This window comes from Pseudomonas sp. KNUC1026, assembly GCF_021650705.1.
In the GTDB taxonomy this organism is placed as follows: domain Bacteria; phylum Pseudomonadota; class Gammaproteobacteria; order Pseudomonadales; family Pseudomonadaceae; genus Aquipseudomonas.
Window position 1 is genome coordinate 3,598,137 of sequence record NZ_CP087138.1, and the last position, 16,864, is coordinate 3,615,000.

A 16,864-nucleotide genomic window follows, 5' to 3' on the forward strand; every position below is an offset into this window, starting at 1 on the left:
CCTTCCACTGAAAGAGGAGATCCCCATGGCCCGGCATCACGCCCATATCGGCTGGTTCAAACGCCGCAACGAAGTCAAACCCCAGGACCTGACGGTCGTCGACGATGCGATGCTCAAACGCGCCGTCGGCGCGGCAGCCCTGGGTAACGCGATGGAGTGGTTCGACTTCGGCGTTTACGGCTACATCGCAGTCACCCTGGGCAAGGTGTTCTTCCCCGAGGGCGATGCGGCTGCGCAGCTGATCGCGACATTCGCCACCTTCACGGTGGCATTCCTGGTACGCCCGCTGGGCGGCATGGTTTTCGGCCCGCTGGGCGACAAGTTCGGCCGGCAGAAGATTCTTGCCCTGACCATGATCATGATGGCGCTGGGTACGTTCAGCATCGGGTTGATCCCCAGTTACGCCAGCATCGGCATCTGGGCGCCGATCCTGTTGCTGCTCGCACGCCTGGTGCAAGGCTTCTCCACCGGCGGCGAGTACGGCGGTGCGGCCACCTTCATCGCCGAGTATTCGACCGACGCCAAGCGCGGGCGAATGGGCAGCTGGCTGGAGTTCGGTACGCTTGCCGGCTACATCGCCGGCGCCGGCACGGTGACCTTGCTGACGACGATGCTGTCGGCTGAACAGTTGCTGGACTGGGGCTGGCGCGTGCCGTTCTTCATTGCCGGCCCGCTGGGTTTGCTGGGCCTTTACATGCGCCTGAAGCTCGAAGAGACGCCAGCCTTTCAGGCGCACAACGAGGAAATGGCCAAGAGCAAGGATGAGGCGCCAGCGCACAAGCTGCGCGACCTGTTCACCCTGCACCGCGCCGCGCTGCTCAAGTGCGTGGGCCTGGTGCTGGTGTTCAACGTCACCGATTACATGCTGCTGACCTACATGCCCAGCTACCTGTCGGTCACCATGGGTTACGCCGAAACCAAAGGCCTGCTGCTCATCCTGATCGTGATGCTGGTGATGATGCCGCTCAACGTGTTGGGCGGGCACTTCAGCGACCGCATCGGGCGCAAACCGATGATCATCGGCGCCTGTGTGGCCTTGCTGGTGCTGGCGATCCCTTGCCTGAAACTGGTGGGCAGCGGCCACGATGGGCTGATCTTTCTTGGCCTGATGCTGCTGGGCATGGCGCTGGCGTGCTTCACAAGCTCGATGCCGTCCACGCTGCCGGCGTTGTTCTACACACCGATCCGCTACAGCGCGCTGTCGATCGCCTTCAACATCTCGGTATCGCTGTTCGGTGGTACTACGCCGCTGCTGACCGCCTGGCTGGTGGAGAAAACCGGTGACCCGATGGTGCCGGCCTACTACCTGATGGTGGCCGCCGTGATCGGCATCCTGACCATGCGCACTGTGCACGAAACTGCCGGCAAGCCCCTGCGCGGCTCGCCACCTGCGGTGGGCAGCGAAGAAGAAGCGCGTGAATTGCTGGCCAGCGACGCGCCGATGACTGTGGATAAAAAGCCGCCGGTCTGATGTAAACCTGTCACGGTTTCGTCATGCGTGATTGTTAGCGTCCCGGAAATATTTAGAAATATCTCCGGAGCCGCTGACATGAGCCGCAAGCACGACGACGATGCACCCGACCAAGCCCTGCCAGACACCTCACGCCGCCGGTTCCTTGGCGGCATGGCAGTGGTGGGAGCCGGCGCTACGCTGGCCGCGTGCGGCGCCACTGACGGCGGCAAGGGCACAGGCGGCAAGCCTGACGACAAGCCGCTGACCGGCGCCGAGCTGGACAAGGCGCTCAGGGGCAACGTCAAGACCGTCGTCGTCATCTATGCGGAAAACCGCAGCTTCAACAACCTGTTCGCCGACTTCCCCGGTACCGAAAAGCCGCTCGGCGGCGTGCAGGCGGCGGGTTACCAGCAGCGCGACCGCAACGGCGACCTGCTCAAGCAACTGCCCCAGGTGTGGGGCGGCACTGTGCAACTGGGCCCCCAAACCGTCGAGGGCGTGACCTACCCCAACGGCACGCAGTATCAGCAAAACCTGCCCAACGCCCCTTTCCCCCTCAAAGGCCCCACTGGCGAGGACCTGCCGCTGGGCGTGATCACGCGCGACCTTTGGCACGTGTTCTATCAGAACCAGATGCAGATCAATGGCGGCAAGAACGACATGTTCGTGGCCTGGGCCGATTCCGGTGGCCTGCCGATGGGCTACTACAGCCAAAGCAAATACGCGCTGCAGTTGTGGGACATGGCACGCAATTTCGTGCTGTGCGACAACTTCTTCCAGGGCGCCTTCGGCGGCTCGTTCCTCAACCACCAGTACCTGATCAGTGCCACCGCACCGGTATATCCGAACGCCCGGACATCCGTGGCCAAGGATCAGATCGCCACGCTGATGAGCGACGACCCGCTGGATTATCGCTTGAAGCCGCTGGAGAAGTCCCCGGCCAGCGCCATGGACGGGCCGCCGCAGTTCGGCCCGAGTGCGCTGACCCCGGACGGCTTCGCGGTCAACACCATGGCCCCGCCCTACTGGCCAACCTGGCTGCGCGACACTGCGCGGCCGGACTACTCCAAGCCCGATCTGCCCAACGTGCTGGTGCCCCAGAGCCACGAGCACATCGGCGATAAGCTCTCGAAGAAGAACGTCGACTGGGCCTGGTACGCCGGTGCCTGGCAAGCCACCATCGACCAGTTCAAGGATTCCGGCGGCATCCCGAAAATCCCCAACTTCCAGTACCACCACCAGCCGTTCAACTACTTCAAGCAGCAAGGCCCGGAAAACCCCGAAGAGCGCCAGCGCCGCCTGCGCGATGGTGGCCTGGGCGATGATTCGAGCACCAATAAATTCCTCGCCGACGCAGCAGCCGGCAAGCTGCCGGCGGTCACTTTCTACAAGCCGCAGGGCAACCTGAACCTGCACGCCGGCTATGCCGATGTGGCCTCCGGCGACCGCCACATCGTGCGTGCGCTCAAGACACTGATGGAAAGCCCGCAGTGGCAGAACATGGTCGTGGTGGTGACGGTCGACGAGAACGGCGGCTGGTGGGACCACGTAGCGCCGCCCAAGGGCGACCGCTGGGGGCCGGGCTCACGGATCCCGGCACTGGTGGTCTCGCCCTTCGCACGCAAAGGCACCGTGGACCACACGGTTTACGACACCGCCTCGATCCTGCGCCTGATCACGCGGGTGTTCGGCCTCGAAGTGCTCGACGGCCTCAAGGCTCGCGACCAGGCCATGACCGGCCGCGGCCAGGCGCCGATGGGCGACCTGACTAATGCGTTGCGTTTTTGAGCTGGCGGGCGCGCCAGCGCGCCATGCCCAGGCCTAGCGCCAACACCAGCGCGGCGCCCACCGCGCTGGCCAGGTAATGCAGCCACCACGGCTGCAACGCCGGCAGCCAGCGGTGCAAGGCCGGGTCGGCGATGCCCAGGCCGCCGGCGATCCAGCCGATCAAGGCACCGCCGAACAGCACCACCGAAGGGAAGCGGTCCATCAGTGCCAGCACCAGGCGGCTGCCTAACACGATCAGCGGGATGCTGATCAACACGCCCGCCGACACCAGCCAGAGATTGCCCTGCCCTGCCGCTGCCACGGCAATCACGTTGTCCAGCGACATCACCACGTCGGCGACGATGATGGTACGGATTGCCGTCCACAGCCGTACGCCGCCGTCGACTTCCTCGTCGTCATCGTTGGCTGCGATCAGCTTGATACCGACCCACAGCAACAACAGCGCGCCGACCAGCTTCAGCCAAGGCAGCGCCAGCAGCTGCATGGCGAAGAACAGCAACACGATACGCACCAGGATTGCGCCGAGCATGCCGCCCCAGATCGCCTGCTTGCGTTTTTCCCTGGGCAGCCGGCGGCACGCCATGGCAATCACCACTGCGTTATCACCGCCCAGGAGAATATCGATGGCCAGGATCTGCAACAAAGCGATCCAGATGCCGGGATCAGTCAACCACGTCATGAGGGTTCCTTCGGATGGAAGCCGCAGCTTCACAGGTTCAGACAGTGCCCGGGTTGCGCCGGTGGCGCGCAGGCGGTATTTAAGGATGCCCTGAGGCTGGTTTAATGGAGATTGCCCATGAGCGCTAAGGTTCTGGTGCTAGTGGAAACCATCGGCGATTACCTGCCGATCCTTGAAAATGCCGGCTTCCAACTCATCCTGGCGACCAACCCGGCAGCGCGCGCCGAGGCGATCGCGCAACAGGGCGAGCACATCAATGCCGTACTCACCCGCGGCCCGCTGGGCCTGCGGGCCGACGAGATCGCCGCGCTGCCAAAGCTTGAAATCATTACTGTAATCGGCGCCGGCTATGAGCACGTCGACCTAGAGGCCGCCCGCAGGCGCGGCATCATGGTCACCAACGGCGCGGGCGTCAACGCCTCGACCGTCGCCGACCACGCCATGGCCTTGCTGCTGGCGCTGGTGCGTGACATCCCGCGCGCGGATGCCTCGGTGCGGCGCGGCGAATGGAGCAAGGTGATGCGCCCCTCTCTGGCAGGCAAGCGCCTGGGCGTGCTGGGCCTTGGCGCAGTGGGCATGGCCATCGCCAAGCGCGCCGGGCTGGGGTTCGGCATGGCCGTCAGCTACCACAACCGCCGCCCGCGCACCGATGTCGACTACCGCTACCACGGCACCGTCGAGGCTCTGGCGGCTGACAGCGACTTCCTCATCGTGGCAACCCCCGGCGGCTCCGACACCCAGCAGCTGGTAGGTGCCGAAGCGCTGCAGGCCTTGGGCGAAGAAGGCTTCCTGATCAATATCGCGCGCGGCAGCGTGGTCGACTCCGCAGCACTGCTGGCCGCGCTGCAGGCAGGCGAGCTGGCTGGCGCGGGCCTGGATGTATTCGATGACGAGCCCACAGTGCCGGATGCTTTGAAGGTGCTCGAGAATGTAGTGCTGACACCGCACGTGGCCGGGCTTTCACCGGAAGCCGTACGGGCGACGGTGGAGATGGTTACGCAGAACCTGTTGGCGCACTTCTCCGGCCGCCCGGTGCTGACCCCGGTGCCGGGCTTCTGAGCTCACTGGCAGAAGGCGGTGGCGCGGGTATAGTCCTGGCCCCAGGTGCGGTAGCCGGCGGTATCGATGTGGATGCGCCCTGACGGGTAGCGTGAGAGGCCCATCTGCCAGGCCTGCCCCTCTGCCTTCCAGAAAGCGCACAGCTCAGGCGCAGGGGCCTCCAGCCAGAGGTCGACTGCGTAGGCACGGCTGTGGGCACTGTTGGCGGCGCCACCGGCGCACCGGTTCAGCGCCGGCGAGCGATAGGCCGAGACCACCTCGAACGGGCCGATCACACGTTTATCCCTCAGTGCCTCGAGCAGCTCCAGGGTTCGCTTCACAGAAGGCCACAGCGCTTGAGGAGGCACGGCGAAAGGCTCTGCACCGCAGCGCTGCCAGTCGCTGGCACTGCGCAGCAATTGGTACAGCGGCGCTACTCGATCGAGGTGTTCGCGTGCCAGATAGGCCTGGAAGCCTTGGGCCTGGCCGCTCTTTTGCCATTGCTCGAAAAGCGCCTGGCCGCGGCCATCTTGAGCCCCCTGCGCAAAGCCCGGCAGCGCCAGTAGCCAGGCCATGGCGATTGCGCCATGATGCGGCTTCTTCGCCAACAAGGAGTGGTTGCTCATGCTCAAGTGTTCTCCTGCTGTTGTTGCCCTCGGGCTGGCCTTGGCCAGCGCCGCCGCCCAAGCCGATACACAACTCGACCTGGGTTCGCGCGAGCGCGTAACCCGGCTGTTCGCCTTTCCCAACAACTGTTCGGTGATCTGCTACCGCCCCTGGACGCTGGAACAGACGGTGCAACACTACCTGACCCAGAGCGTTCAACGCGACGGCTACCCCAGTGCGCAGGTGACCGTGACCGAGGCCAACGGCAACCTCAGCGCCAGCATCACCGAGGTGCCGCAGGATTACGCAACGCCTCTGCAGCAACTGCTCGATGCCGGCGACCTCGCCTGGCAGGGCGCCAACGAGCTGAACCAGGCCGGTGGCTGGGCCTTCAACTGGGCATTCTTCCTGCCGCTGGGGATGGCGCTGGAAAACCGCAAAAGCGTCGAGCTGCTGCACTTCCCGCCGGATTATTCGCTCACCCAGGCGCAGGACTACCTGGAATCGAAGACCACCGACCGCTGGGACACCCTGTTGCAGCTCAATGGTGTGCCCAAGGCGCAGACCGCCCAATACCAGACCATCGTCGACATCGCGCCGATCGCAGCGCCGGCCAACGCTGGCGATACGCTGGCGAAAACCTACAACTACTTCACCCCTTACCAGACCCGCATGGTGCAGAACCTCACCGCTGGCCAGCAGGGCCAGAGCCTGCCGATGGTCGCCTTCGGCGCACCGGTACGCAGTTGGGTGCAGCAGCAGTACGGCGCCAAGGTCGGCGTGCTGGGCCTGGGCAGCATCAGCCCTGCCGCCGGCCAGACCGTCGCGGTGCTGGGCGCCAACCACCCCAGCTACATCTGGTACGCCGCCGACCCCGACACCTACAAAGGCAACGAGCAGGAAGCCGACGCGGTGGGCCTGAAGGTGATGGGGCAAGACCTGAGCGCCGCCTGCTGGCAAGCCGGCATGGGCGTGAACCCGGGCGCCGACCCGAAAACCACCCTCAGTGATTGCACCAACAAGTGGCAGGTGGCGCAGGCGACCCAGACCTGCGAGCTGTTCTACACCCAGATCCGCAACCTCACTGCCCAGCAGGCCGACGCCAAGTGCACCACCCCTCAGGCCAAGGCCAGCGCCACGCAACTGCGCCAGGGGCTGCCGGCCACAGCGCCGGCAGACCGCTGACAGTCAGCCAATAGGCCGCAGGCGGTATTGCTGCGGCAACTGCTCCAGGCCGCTGATGTTGGTATCCAGGCTCTTCCAGCGGCCATCCTTGATGCCATAGATGCAACCGTGGATCGACAGCGCCTGGCCGCGGTGCCAGGCGTTCTGCACGATGGTGGTCTGGGCGACGTTGGACACCTGCTGGATCACGTTCAGTTCGCACATGCGGTCCACCTGCGCCTCTTCGGTCGGCAGTTGGGCCACCGCGTGCCGGTGCACGTAATACAGGTCGCGAATGCTGCGCAGCCAGCCATCGATCAGGCCGAACTGCTGGTCTTGCATCGCCGCACGCACGCCGCCACAGCCGTAGTGGCCTGTGACCAGGATGTGCTTGACCTTCAGCACGTCCACTGCGTACTGAATCACCGACAGGCAATTCAGATCGGTGTGCAGGACCACGTTGGCCACGTTACGGTGCACGAACAGATCGCCAGGCAGCATGCCGACGATCTCGTTGGCAGGTACGCGGGCGTCTGAACAGCCGATCCAGAGAAACTCAGGCGTTTGCTGGCGGGCGAGCTTGGCAAAGAATTCGGGGTCTTTTTCATTGATCGACTCGGCCCAGCGGGCGTTATTGTCGAGCAGCTCTTGCAAGTCGTGCATGTCGGGCCTCCTCAATGTTACAGAGTGTGACTGCGGCCTTCCGATTTAAGTCACGTCGCTATTACTGCACCGCCCCATCCGGCCGATGGAATCTCCCCAGCCAGCGTCGGTCCACCAAAGACAGGCTCGATAAAGGAGAACGCCACCATGAACCGCCCCCAGCGCCCACTGCACAGCCCGGAACCTGAGCCGATCGATGATGACAACGATCGCATGGGCTCCATCGAAAGCCTGGACTTCGATCAGGACGAGACCACCGGCCGCATCGGAGACGAGCTGCCGGACGACATTCGCGAACACGAGTTGAGCGCTCGCCGCACGCGTGAAGCAGGCATGACGGGCGCCTCGACCGCAGACCACCATCCTACCGATGACGATCTCGACCCTGCCGTGCTGATCCCGGAAGACGGTGCACGCGGGCCGAACGAGCGTGGGCATGGCAAGGCAGGTGACCTTGACTTCTCCATTCGCGACCAGGATGAAATCGGCGCCGGCCACGGCCTGGATGAAGAAGAGCTGGCGCACGTGCGGCCGCTTGACGGCAAGCCGGAGTAAGCCCTAGAGCAAGGTGCAGGCCATCACCAGCGCATCTTCACGGCCGCCGGCGGCGGGGTAATAATCCCGGCGCCGGCCGATTTCATTGAAGCCATAACGCTCGTATAGCCGGTAGGCAACCTGATTGCTGGCCCGTACTTCAAGGAAACACTCCTTGGCGCCACGCTCGTTGGCGCTTTCCATCAGCTGTTCGAGCAGCCGCAGGCCCAGGCCGCGGCCTTGGCTCTCGGGCTTCACCGTGATGTTCAGCAGGTGCGCCTCGTCGAGGATGATGCTGAGCACGCCGTGACCCACCTGCTGCTGCCCGTCGAACATCAGCCAGATGTCATAGGACTTCAGCCCGTCGAGGAAGATGCCCCGTGTCCAGGGGTGAGTGAAGGCGGCATACTCGATCTTCAGCACTGCGTCGAGGTCAGCCTCGGTCATGCGGCGAAAACTTACAGCGTCGGTCATTCAGGGGTAATCCAGCGGGGCATGAGGGCGCGCATCGACTGCCAGACGGCCGCCTTGCGCTGGGGTTCGTCCATCAGCAACTCCAGGCCCGGAACGCCCCAGGCGTCGCCCAGGCCTTCGACCTGCCAGTGGCGTTGATAGCCATCGGCATCGCTGGCGCCACCGAAGCGCAGTGCCGGCAGGCCGACCAACCACAGGCAGGTGCAGGGCTCGCGTTCGGTTTGTGCGGCCACGAAGCCCTGCACGAAATCCGTAGCAGCCTGCGGGCCCTGGTCGAGATTGCCTCGGGTGAGTAACGGCCAGCGTACCGGGTCGCCGACCATCTTCGGCGAATCGGGCAAGCCGGCGGCGCGCAGCATGTCCTTGAGCAGGAGGTACGCCGGGTCACGGCTCTGGAAGGCCTCGCCGGTAGGCAGCTCGACCAGCAACAGGCAACGGCCGGCGCGCAGAAGCTGCAAGGCAAAACGCGGCGGTGGTACGGGGGCTGCCGCGGGTTCGGAGGCCTTGGCGGGCTCTTCCGCCTTGGCCTTGGCCTTGGGCTGTGCCGGTGCGGGGCGAGGAATCTCGAGTTTTGCGACTTTCGGGCGCGGTGTTTCGACAGGTAGCCGCGCGACTGCGGCGATGGCAGGCTCAGGCTGAACCTCGGACTCCGGCTCGGGCTCCAGCTCGATGAACAGCTCAGGGCGCGACGGTGCCGCGAACGGCAGTTCGGCACGGGGCAACCATTGCACGATCTGCATGGCGTCGAGGTAGGCGCGGCGGCGGGGTTCGGTCAGCACAAGGCGGGCATCGGTCAGCGAACGAGGCGGTATTCTAACCGCGAAACCCGCTCCCGCGCATGGCGGCCGATCAGCAGCACGGCTCTGGCCGCGCCGATGCAGTACAATCGGCCCTTTTTCTGGCAACGAGTCAGCCCCCATGATCGAACCCAAGCGCGTGCTACGCGCCCTTGCCGAACACTGGGCCTTGCTGGAGCCACTGTGCGAGCACTTCGACCAAGGCACGCTGAGCCTGACCGAGCTGCGGCTGCAACTGGCGCGCCAGCAGGTCGACAGCACGCCCCAGGACATCACTGCTTTGCTGGATGTGTGGATCCGCCTGGACATCCTGGTACCAGTGGCCAAAAGCCCCAATCGTTTCGAGCTCAACGCACAGATCCACGACTTCCTGGCTTACCTGCGCCATGAACACCGCCTGGGCCTGTGCCTGGAAATCGAAGCCTACCTGCGCCACCTGGAACGGCTCGCCGGCCATATTCAGGAAGCCTTCGACAACCGCGACGGCAACGACCTTGCGCGGCAGTTGCGTTTGCTCGACATGCGCGTGCGCGATGTGCTCAAGAAGCTGGGCAATGATGAACAGGCGCTGGTGGCCGTGGCCGACCGCGCCAAGACCAGCGACCGGCAGATCCCGCTGCGCCAGCGTTACGCCGAGGTACTGGCCACCTGGGATGAATACGTCGAGCCGATGATTCAGCTCGTCAACGCCGACGGCGCTTTCGAGCAGGGCGTGCGCAAGGTCGAGAACGTGCTGCTGCGCCTGATGGGCGATCAGCAGCGCCTGGGCCACCTGGTAGATGACGACATGCTGGTGCGCACCCACGCGCGCATCCTCGAAATGCAGACTCATGCCCAGCTGACGTTGCGCCGAGCCCGTGAGCTGCTGTTGCCGCTGCGCGAAGAAGCCCGCCGGCACAACGCCGTGACCCGCGGCGCGGCGCTGGCGCTTTCGGCCATTCGCCGCAAGGGCCTGGACGCGGTACCACAGGCGGCCATGCCATTGTTCACCCGGCCGCAGAGCAACTTCCTCGGTAACGCCAGCCAGGTCGAAGCTTATGTCTACGCCCTGGCGCGCTTCGAGTCCAAGCCCTCGCGCTTTCCAAAGGCGCATCGCGCCCCTGGCCGTGGCGAGCCGGCGCGTGCACCGCGCACGGTGCGTGAGATGCTCGAACGTTGCGAAGATGCCCTCCCCCTTCCGGACCTGATGGTCTGGCTGCTGGAGCAGGAACCCGAAGGCGCCACCGACGAGCTGCTGTACTGGTTCTCGCGCCTCTCCCGGGAAAAACGTTTCTCCCGGCGCCGCCTGGAGCGCCAGGATTATTTCACCCGCGAGCACCAGGTCAGCCTGCGCTCCTATGCGCTGCAGTCCCCGGCGGACGCGGCGGCCGACTCTCAAGCGAGCCCAGCCCATGCAACTTGATCTATCCGAACTGACTCAGCTTGCGCCGATCTTTCGCGAGCTGTTCAAAGGCTTTCACATCAGCCGCCGCGATGCGGAGCTGTATGCCCAGCTGTCCAACTGCCAGGACCAGTACCGCGGCCTGTTCAAGGCCTTGGGCTTCGAGCTGGTGTGCGACACCCGCGGTTTCTATTACTTCGTGCCCGAGATCACCGCCGCGCAGGTCAACAAGACTGCGCAGCGTCTGTCGTTGTTTACCTTCATCCTCGTGGAGCACCTGGCCGACCAGGGCCGCGACCCGCTGGCGGTGCTCGACGGCGGCAGCCTGGGCCGTGAAGAGCTGCCCTCGCTGCTGGATAAATACCGCGACCTGTTCCTCCAAGCTGAAGTGCAGACCCAGGAAGAGCTGGAAGAAAAAGTGATGCGGCGCATGACTCAATTGGGCTTCGCCAGCGAAGAGAACGGTGTGTACCGTTTCCTGCCGCCGATGCATCGTTTCCTCGATGTGTGCCTGGCAGTGCAGCAGGACCGCGACCTCGCCGCGAGCATGCACAGCCACCTGCCGCTGCCCGTGCCAGAGTTGGTGCCCAGCGAAGAAGACACGGCCGTGGCACACACTGACGACCCGCTGGACCTCACCCCCTTTTCCGATGAAGAAACGGAAGAACAGGCCTTGGCCCGTGCCATCGCTCAAGAGCAACAGGAGATGGACGCATGAGCCAGGAACGCTACGGCATCCGCCGTTTCGCCCTGCTGAACACCGCAGGCTACAGCCTGGGGCTGTTCCCGCTGGAAGAGCCGTTGTCGGTGTATGGCGCCAACAACCTGGGCAAGAGTGCCTCGATCAATGCGCTGCAGTTCCCGATCCTGGCGCGCATGTCCGACATGGCTTTCGGCAAGTACAGCCTGGAACAGTCGCGCCGGTTCTATTTCGCCACAGACACCAGCTACATCCTTTGCGAAGTCATGCTGCCCCACGGGCCGCATGTGATCGGTTGTGTGGGCCGCGGCCCAGGCGGGGGTTTCGGCCACCAGTTCTTTGCCTATGCCGGTGAGCTGAACCTGGCTCACTACCAGAAAGACGACACCTGCCTGCGCCAGAAGGCGCTGTTCGCCAACCTCGAGCAGGCCGGTTTGAAGGCCTATGAGCTCAAGCCCGACGAACTGCGGCGCCTGTTGGTGGGCGGCCACACGTCGATCCCGCTGGACATGACGCTGATTCCGCTGCGCTCGACCAGTGAGCAAAGCCTGAAGACCTTCCGCGCGTTGTTCATCAACCTGCTGCACATGCGTGAAATCACCGCAGCCAAGCTCAAACAGCTGTTCCTCGATGCGTTCGAGCACAGCCTGCGTTCCGGCAGTGTCGATTACATCGCCGCCTGCGAAGAGGCCTTCCGCGACGTACGCCGCATGGAGGCAGACTACAACGCCCTGGTGATCGCCGGCCCGCTGGTGGAGGCACTGGCCAATGGTGTGTCGCAGCGCGATGTACTGCGCGGCAAGCTTCACCGCCTGTCTCCTCTGCTCGACAACCTGCTGGGCACTTGGCAGGAGTATTCGGGCGGGCGCAAGGAAGAGCTGGTGATCCAGGCCGAGCATTACCGCCATGAACAGGATGCGCTGCAGGATGAGCAACGCGGCGGCACCCAGGAGCTGATGCGCCTGGAGCGCGAAATCACCGGCATCCAGCGTTGGCTGGGCGAGTTGGCCGTGTTGAAGAACCGCTTTGCGCTGGTCGAGGACGTCAAGGTACTCGAACAACAGCTGCTGGCCGCCAAGGATGCGCATGACGAACTGGCCGGCGCGCTTGCGCAATCTCGCCAGTTCAGCAGCGAAGACCTCGACGAACGCCTGCGTGAGCTGGAGCGCCGCCTCAAATCGGTGAAGCAGCAACTCGAGCATGCCGACAACAACAGCTACGCACGCCTGCGCGAAGAGTTCTCGCAGCAGGATGTGGAGCGCTTGATGCGTTTGTTCAACGGTGCATTGTTCAGTTTGCCTCTGGGCGAAGATGGCATTGCATTGGATGACAGCGATGCCTGGGTCAAATCGATCGAAGCAGTGCTGGATCGCTTCAAGGGTGAGCGTTTCGAGATGCCGGGGCTGTCGATCGACCTGTCCCACATCGAGCCGCCCGCACTTCAGGCACTGGCTGATCGCGCGGCGTTGCGCGACCAGAAAGAGCGTTTGGAAAAAGAGCTTCGCCAACTCAAGGCCCAGCAAGCCGTGACGGCCGACCGCGCTGCGAGCAAGGCACAAAGCGACACGCTCTACCAACAGGTGCTGGATGCCCAGAAGGCATTGGAAGACTTCCGCCGTACGCAGACACTGAGCGCCGAAGAGCCCGAGAAGCTGCAGCAACTGGCGGGGATGGAAGAAGCCCAGGATGGCTTGAAGCGGGCCAGCGATGCCTTTGCCGAGCGCGTGCAGCAATTGTCGGCCAAGCTGCAGCTGGTCGGCCGGCAGATTGCCGACCTTGAAGCGCAGCAACGTACCCTCGATGACGCACTGCGACGCCGGCAGCTGCTCCCCGCAGACCTGCCCTTCGGCACGCCGTGGATGGAGCCGGTCGACGATTCCATGGATAACCTGCTGCCGCTGTTGCATGACTATCAGGACAGCTGGCAGAGCCTGCTGCGCGTGGACGGCCAGATCGAGGCGCTCTATGCCCAGGTTCGCCTCAAAGGCGTCGCCAAATTCGACAGCGAGGAAGATCAGGAGCGCCGGCTACAATTACTGATCAACGCCTATGCCCACCGCCAGGATGAAGCGCTGACGTTGGGCAAGGCGCGCCGTGCGGCGGTCACCGACATTGCCCGTACGCTGCGCAACATTCGCAGTGACTACGACAGCCTTGAGCATCAACTGGCGCTGTTCAACCGCGAGATCAACCGCAAGCAGGTTTCCAACCTGCAGAGCTTCCGTATCGTGCTGGCACCTAATAAAGAGGCGCTCAAGCATATCGATCAGATCATTCACAGCGCCGGGCAGTACGAAGAGGGTGAGACGCTCTCGGTGTTCGACTTGAGCCAGAGCGCCGAGCAGGATAACAAGAACGAGGAAGCCAAGGAGTATCTGGCTCGCCTGGTTGCTGCCAACCATAACCAGCTGGGCCTCAAGGACCTGTTCGAACTGGCGTTCGAGATCACCAAGGTGGGTGGGCAACCGGTTATCCACACAGATATCGACGGTGCGGCGTCCAATGGCACGACCATGACCATCAAGGCACTGACCAACATGTACCTGTTGCTGCATTTGATGGATCGCGAACAGGCCGGTCGGGTGCGCTTGCCGTATTACTTGGATGAAGCAGCCGACATCGATGAACGTAATCAGGCAGCGTTGCTGGAGACCAGCTTGCAGCTCGGTTTTACACCTATTCTGGCCAGTGTGAAGCCCCAGGTGTCAGCCAAGGTTGCGATTGACCTTGAAGGTGGTAGTGGGCCTAACGGCATCTACATCGATGAGGCGGACTGGAAGTACATCAACCGGTTGGATCAGGTGAAGGCTGTGGACAACCCTGTGGCGGAGGATGAGCTGGTTTAAGCGATTCCGCTCAGTAGAAAACCGTGTGGCCTTGCAGCCATGCGGTTTTTTTGTACCTGTTGGGTTAGCGTTCGCTGAAGTTACTTCGCGTAGCTCAGGAGCGCATCGCCTGGCTGGATGCGCGCGAGGAAGGATGCCCTATGATTCAGCGAGTTCACGTCTGATAATGCCTCGGATATCAATATTCGAGGCAGGGCCAATAATGGACTACCATGCAACCCGTTACGCTCTATTTGCCCTTCCGTTCTTCGTAATGTGCCAGCCCGTACAAGCATCGACATGGCAAATTTGCCGTATGGAGCTACACATCACCGATGTGTTGAAGCTTCCCTATCCAAAGCTACAGGCCCGAGTCGTAAAGATAAGCCAGGCATCAACTACGGCAGAATGCCCGGAAAAGGGGACGACCATCACGTTTGTACCGGAATCGGCTGATTACCAAAGCACGCTCCCACGCAGGCAGTGGCCCAAGAAAGGCCAGTTGATGCATATTGACTACCGATATCTGGATGGGACGTGTAAGGGGGATGGCCATCCTCATGAGTGCCGTATTGAACACTACCCCTTAGCGGGCACTTGAATCGCAAGCGTTTTCCCTGGTCGCGCCACTTGAGTGAGAGGCCGCACTTTTCAACGCCCAAAAGACAAAACCCCAATCGTTTTCACGATTGGGGTTCTGCGGGTTTGAATCTTGACGATGACCTACTCTCACATGGGGAGACCCCACACTACCATCGGCGATGCGTCGTTTCACTACTGAGTTCGGGATGGGATCAGGTGGTGCCAACGCTCTATGGTCGTCAAGAAATTCGGTAGCTGCCGCGCCTGGGCGTTGCAGCGAATTCAGGTATGTGATGTTTGTGTGTATCGGTGCGCATTTTCGGCTGTGTCGCTTCACCACCGCATCTGCGCTCTGGCAGATTGCTTGGGTGTTATATGGTCAAGCCTCACGGGCAATTAGTATGGGTTAGCTCAACGCCTCACAGCGCTTACACACCCCACCTATCAACGTCGTAGTCTTCGACGGCCCTTCAGGGGATTCTGGATCCCAGTGAGATCTCATCTTGAGGCAAGTTTCCCGCTTAGATGCTTTCAGCGGTTATCTCTTCCGAACATAGCTACCCGGCAATGCCACTGGCGTGACAACCGGAACACCAGAGGTTCGTCCACTCCGGTCCTCTCGTACTAGGAGCAGCCCCTCTCAAATCTCAAACGTCCACGGCAGATAGGGACCGAACTGTCTCACGACGTTCTAAACCCAGCTCGCGTACCACTTTAAATGGCGAACAGCCATACCCTTGGGACCGGCTTCAGCCCCAGGATGTGATGAGCCGACATCGAGGTGCCAAACACCGCCGTCGATATGAACTCTTGGGCGGTATCAGCCTGTTATCCCCGGAGTACCTTTTATCCGTTGAGCGATGGCCCTTCCATACAGAACCACCGGATCACTAAGACCTACTTTCGTACCTGCTCGACGTGTGGGTCTCGCAGTCAAGCGCGCTTTTGCCTTTATACTCTACGACCGATTTCCGACCGGTCTGAGCGCACCTTCGTACTCCTCCGTTACTCTTTGGGAGGAGACCGCCCCAGTCAAACTACCCACCATACACTGTCCTCGATCCGGATGACGGACCTGAGTTAGAACCTCAAGGTTGCCAGGGTGGTATTTCAAGGTTGGCTCCACGCAAACTGGCGTTCACGCTTCAAAGCCTCCCACCTATCCTACACAAGCAAGCTCAAAGTCCAGTGCAAAGCTATAGTAAAGGTTCACGGGGTCTTTCCGTCTAGCCGCGGATACACTGCATCTTCACAGCGATTTCAATTTCACTGAGTCTCGGGTGGAGACAGCGCCGCCATCGTTACGCCATTCGTGCAGGTCGGAACTTACCCGACAAGGAATTTCGCTACCTTAGGACCGTTATAGTTACGGCCGCCGTTTACCGGGGCTTCGATCAAGAGCTTCGCTTGCGCTAACCCCATCAATTAACCTTCCGGCACCGGGCAGGCGTCACACCCTATACGTCCACTTTCGTGTTTGCAGAGTGCTGTGTTTTTAATAAACAGTCGCAGCGGCCTGGTATCTTCGACCAGCCGGGGCTTACGCAGTAAATGCTTCACCCTGGCCGGCGCACCTTCTCCCGAAGTTACGGTGCCATTTTGCCTAGTTCCTTCACCCGAGTTCTCTCAAGCGCCTTGGTATTCTCTACCCAACCACCTGTGTCGGTTTGGGGTACGGTTCCCGGTTATCTGAAGCTTAGAAGCTTTTCCTGGAAGCATGGCATCGACCACTTCGCACTCTAGGAGCGCTCGTCATCAGCTCTCGGCCTTGAACACCCGGATTTGCCTAAGTATTCGGCCTACCACCTTAAACTTGGACAACCAACGCCAAGCTGGCCTAGCCTTCTCCGTCCCTCCATCGCAATAACCGGAAGTACAGGAATATTAACCTGTTTTCCATCGACTACGCTTTTCAGCCTCGCCTTAGGGACCGACTAACCCTGCGTCGATTAACGTTGCGCAGGAAACCTTGGTCTTTCGGCGTGGGAGTTTTTCACTCCCATTGTCGTTACTCATGTCAGCATTCGCACTTCTGATACCTCCAGCAAGCTTCTCAACTCACCTTCACAGGCTTACAGAACGCTCCTCTACCGCGTCACCTAAGTGACACCCGTAGCTTCGGTACCTGGTTTGAGCCCCGTTACATCTTCCGCGCAGGCCGACTCGACTAGTGAGCTATT

13 protein-coding genes and 2 rRNA genes (1 of these 15 running past the window's edge) are annotated in these 16,864 nt (G+C 62.2%); 8 read left to right on the forward strand and 7 right to left on the reverse strand.

What is annotated here, in order from left to right; genetic code table 11:
- Window positions 1–25: 25 nt before the first annotated feature.
- Window positions 26–1,471 (forward strand): glycine betaine/L-proline transporter ProP, encoded by a 1,446-nt coding sequence (gene proP / locus LN139_RS16890; RefSeq protein WP_236355303.1) that lies wholly within the window; start codon window positions 26–28, stop codon window positions 1,469–1,471.
- Between the two features lie 78 nt (window positions 1,472–1,549).
- Window positions 1,550–3,241, forward strand: a complete 1,692-nt coding sequence (gene acpA, locus LN139_RS16895) for an acid phosphatase (RefSeq protein WP_236355304.1) — start codon at window positions 1,550–1,552, stop codon at window positions 3,239–3,241.
- Here acpA and LN139_RS16900 read toward each other — a convergent pair.
- Window positions 3,222–3,920, reverse strand: a complete 699-nt coding sequence (locus LN139_RS16900; RefSeq protein WP_236355305.1) for a TerC family protein — start codon at window positions 3,918–3,920, stop codon at window positions 3,222–3,224. The genes acpA and LN139_RS16900 overlap by 20 nt on opposite strands.
- Window positions 3,921–4,037: 117 nt before the next feature.
- Here LN139_RS16900 and LN139_RS16905 point away from each other — a divergent pair, with 117 nt between their 5' ends.
- Window positions 4,038–4,979, forward strand: coding sequence for a 2-hydroxyacid dehydrogenase (locus LN139_RS16905; protein ID WP_236355306.1), 942 nt, complete (start codon window positions 4,038–4,040; stop codon window positions 4,977–4,979).
- A 2-nt stretch (window positions 4,980–4,981) separates the two neighbouring features.
- Here LN139_RS16905 and LN139_RS16910 read toward each other — a convergent pair whose 3' ends face one another.
- On the reverse strand, window positions 4,982–5,533 hold the full coding sequence (locus tag LN139_RS16910) for a YcbK family protein (RefSeq protein WP_442964447.1): 552 nt from the start codon (window positions 5,531–5,533) through the stop codon (window positions 4,982–4,984).
- 49 nt (window positions 5,534–5,582) lie between these two features.
- On the opposite strand from LN139_RS16910, the gene LN139_RS16915 reads away from it, so the two are divergent.
- Window positions 5,583–6,749, forward strand: a complete 1,167-nt coding sequence (locus LN139_RS16915) for a hypothetical protein (protein WP_236355308.1) — start codon at window positions 5,583–5,585, stop codon at window positions 6,747–6,749.
- A 3-nt stretch (window positions 6,750–6,752) separates the two neighbouring features.
- Here the strand turns inward: LN139_RS16915 and can are convergent, their stop codons facing one another.
- A complete protein-coding gene (gene can / locus LN139_RS16920; protein WP_236355309.1) occupies window positions 6,753–7,391 on the reverse strand; it encodes a carbonate dehydratase in 639 nt (212 codons plus the stop codon).
- Window positions 7,392–7,538: 147 nt separating this feature from the next.
- Here can and LN139_RS16925 point away from each other — a divergent pair, with 147 nt between their 5' ends.
- Window positions 7,539–7,946 carry a serine kinase/phosphatase gene (locus LN139_RS16925; protein ID WP_236355310.1) on the forward strand — a complete coding sequence of 136 codons (408 nt, stop codon included), beginning with the start codon at window positions 7,539–7,541 and terminating at the stop codon, window positions 7,944–7,946.
- A 3-nt stretch (window positions 7,947–7,949) separates the two neighbouring features.
- Here LN139_RS16925 and rimI read toward each other — a convergent pair whose 3' ends face one another.
- Together rimI and LN139_RS16935 are read right to left on the reverse strand one after the other, a co-directional pair.
- Window positions 7,950–8,399, reverse strand: coding sequence for a ribosomal protein S18-alanine N-acetyltransferase (gene rimI, locus LN139_RS16930; RefSeq protein WP_236355311.1), 450 nt, complete (start codon window positions 8,397–8,399; stop codon window positions 7,950–7,952).
- Window positions 8,396–9,178: an energy transducer TonB gene (locus LN139_RS16935; protein WP_236355312.1), complete on the reverse strand. Its 783-nt coding sequence runs from the start codon at window positions 9,176–9,178 to the stop codon at window positions 8,396–8,398. The genes rimI and LN139_RS16935 overlap by 4 nt, the downstream gene beginning before the upstream one ends.
- Before the next feature lie 139 nt (window positions 9,179–9,317).
- On the opposite strand from LN139_RS16935, the gene mksB reads away from it, so the two are divergent.
- The 3 genes from mksB to mksF are packed head-to-tail and all read left to right on the forward strand — an operon-like array spanning window position 9,318 to window position 14,123.
- Window positions 9,318–10,598: an Mks condensin complex protein MksB gene (mksB, locus tag LN139_RS16940; protein WP_236355313.1), complete on the forward strand. Its 1,281-nt coding sequence runs from the start codon at window positions 9,318–9,320 to the stop codon at window positions 10,596–10,598.
- Window positions 10,588–11,295 (forward strand): Mks condensin complex protein MksE, encoded by a 708-nt coding sequence (gene mksE / locus LN139_RS16945; RefSeq protein ID WP_236355314.1) that lies wholly within the window; start codon window positions 10,588–10,590, stop codon window positions 11,293–11,295. The genes mksB and mksE overlap by 11 nt, the downstream gene beginning before the upstream one ends.
- The gene (mksF, locus tag LN139_RS16950) at window positions 11,292–14,123 is read left to right on the forward strand and encodes an Mks condensin complex protein MksF (protein ID WP_236355315.1); all 2,832 of its coding nucleotides are present in this window, start codon (window positions 11,292–11,294) and stop codon (window positions 14,121–14,123) included. The genes mksE and mksF overlap by 4 nt, the downstream gene beginning before the upstream one ends.
- A gap of 689 nt (window positions 14,124–14,812) precedes the next feature.
- Here mksF and rrf read toward each other — a convergent pair.
- A 5S ribosomal RNA gene (gene rrf, locus LN139_RS16960) occupies window positions 14,813–14,928 on the reverse strand.
- Between the two features lie 131 nt (window positions 14,929–15,059).
- Window positions 15,060–16,864 (reverse strand): 23S ribosomal RNA (locus LN139_RS16965); it runs 1,085 nt beyond the window's last position.

Coding starts and splice junctions, on each gene's coding strand:
- mksF (WP_236355315.1), top strand. CDS start 11,292: ATGAGCCAGGAACGCTACGGCATCCGCCGTTTCGCCCTGCTGAACACC.
- LN139_RS16910 (WP_442964447.1), bottom strand. CDS start 5,533: ATGGCCTGGCTACTGGCGCTGCCGGGCTTTGCGCAGGGGGCTCAAGAT.
- acpA (WP_236355304.1), top strand. CDS start 1,550: ATGAGCCGCAAGCACGACGACGATGCACCCGACCAAGCCCTGCCAGAC.
- proP (WP_236355303.1), top strand. CDS start 26: ATGGCCCGGCATCACGCCCATATCGGCTGGTTCAAACGCCGCAACGAA.
- LN139_RS16915 (WP_236355308.1), top strand. CDS start 5,583: ATGCTCAAGTGTTCTCCTGCTGTTGTTGCCCTCGGGCTGGCCTTGGCC.
- LN139_RS16925 (WP_236355310.1), top strand. CDS start 7,539: ATGAACCGCCCCCAGCGCCCACTGCACAGCCCGGAACCTGAGCCGATC.
- mksB (WP_236355313.1), top strand. CDS start 9,318: ATGATCGAACCCAAGCGCGTGCTACGCGCCCTTGCCGAACACTGGGCC.
- LN139_RS16905 (WP_236355306.1), top strand. CDS start 4,038: ATGAGCGCTAAGGTTCTGGTGCTAGTGGAAACCATCGGCGATTACCTG.
- rimI (WP_236355311.1), bottom strand. CDS start 8,399: ATGACCGACGCTGTAAGTTTTCGCCGCATGACCGAGGCTGACCTCGAC.
- can (WP_236355309.1), bottom strand. CDS start 7,391: ATGCACGACTTGCAAGAGCTGCTCGACAATAACGCCCGCTGGGCCGAG.
- mksE (WP_236355314.1), top strand. CDS start 10,588: ATGCAACTTGATCTATCCGAACTGACTCAGCTTGCGCCGATCTTTCGC.
- LN139_RS16900 (WP_236355305.1), bottom strand. CDS start 3,920: ATGACGTGGTTGACTGATCCCGGCATCTGGATCGCTTTGTTGCAGATC.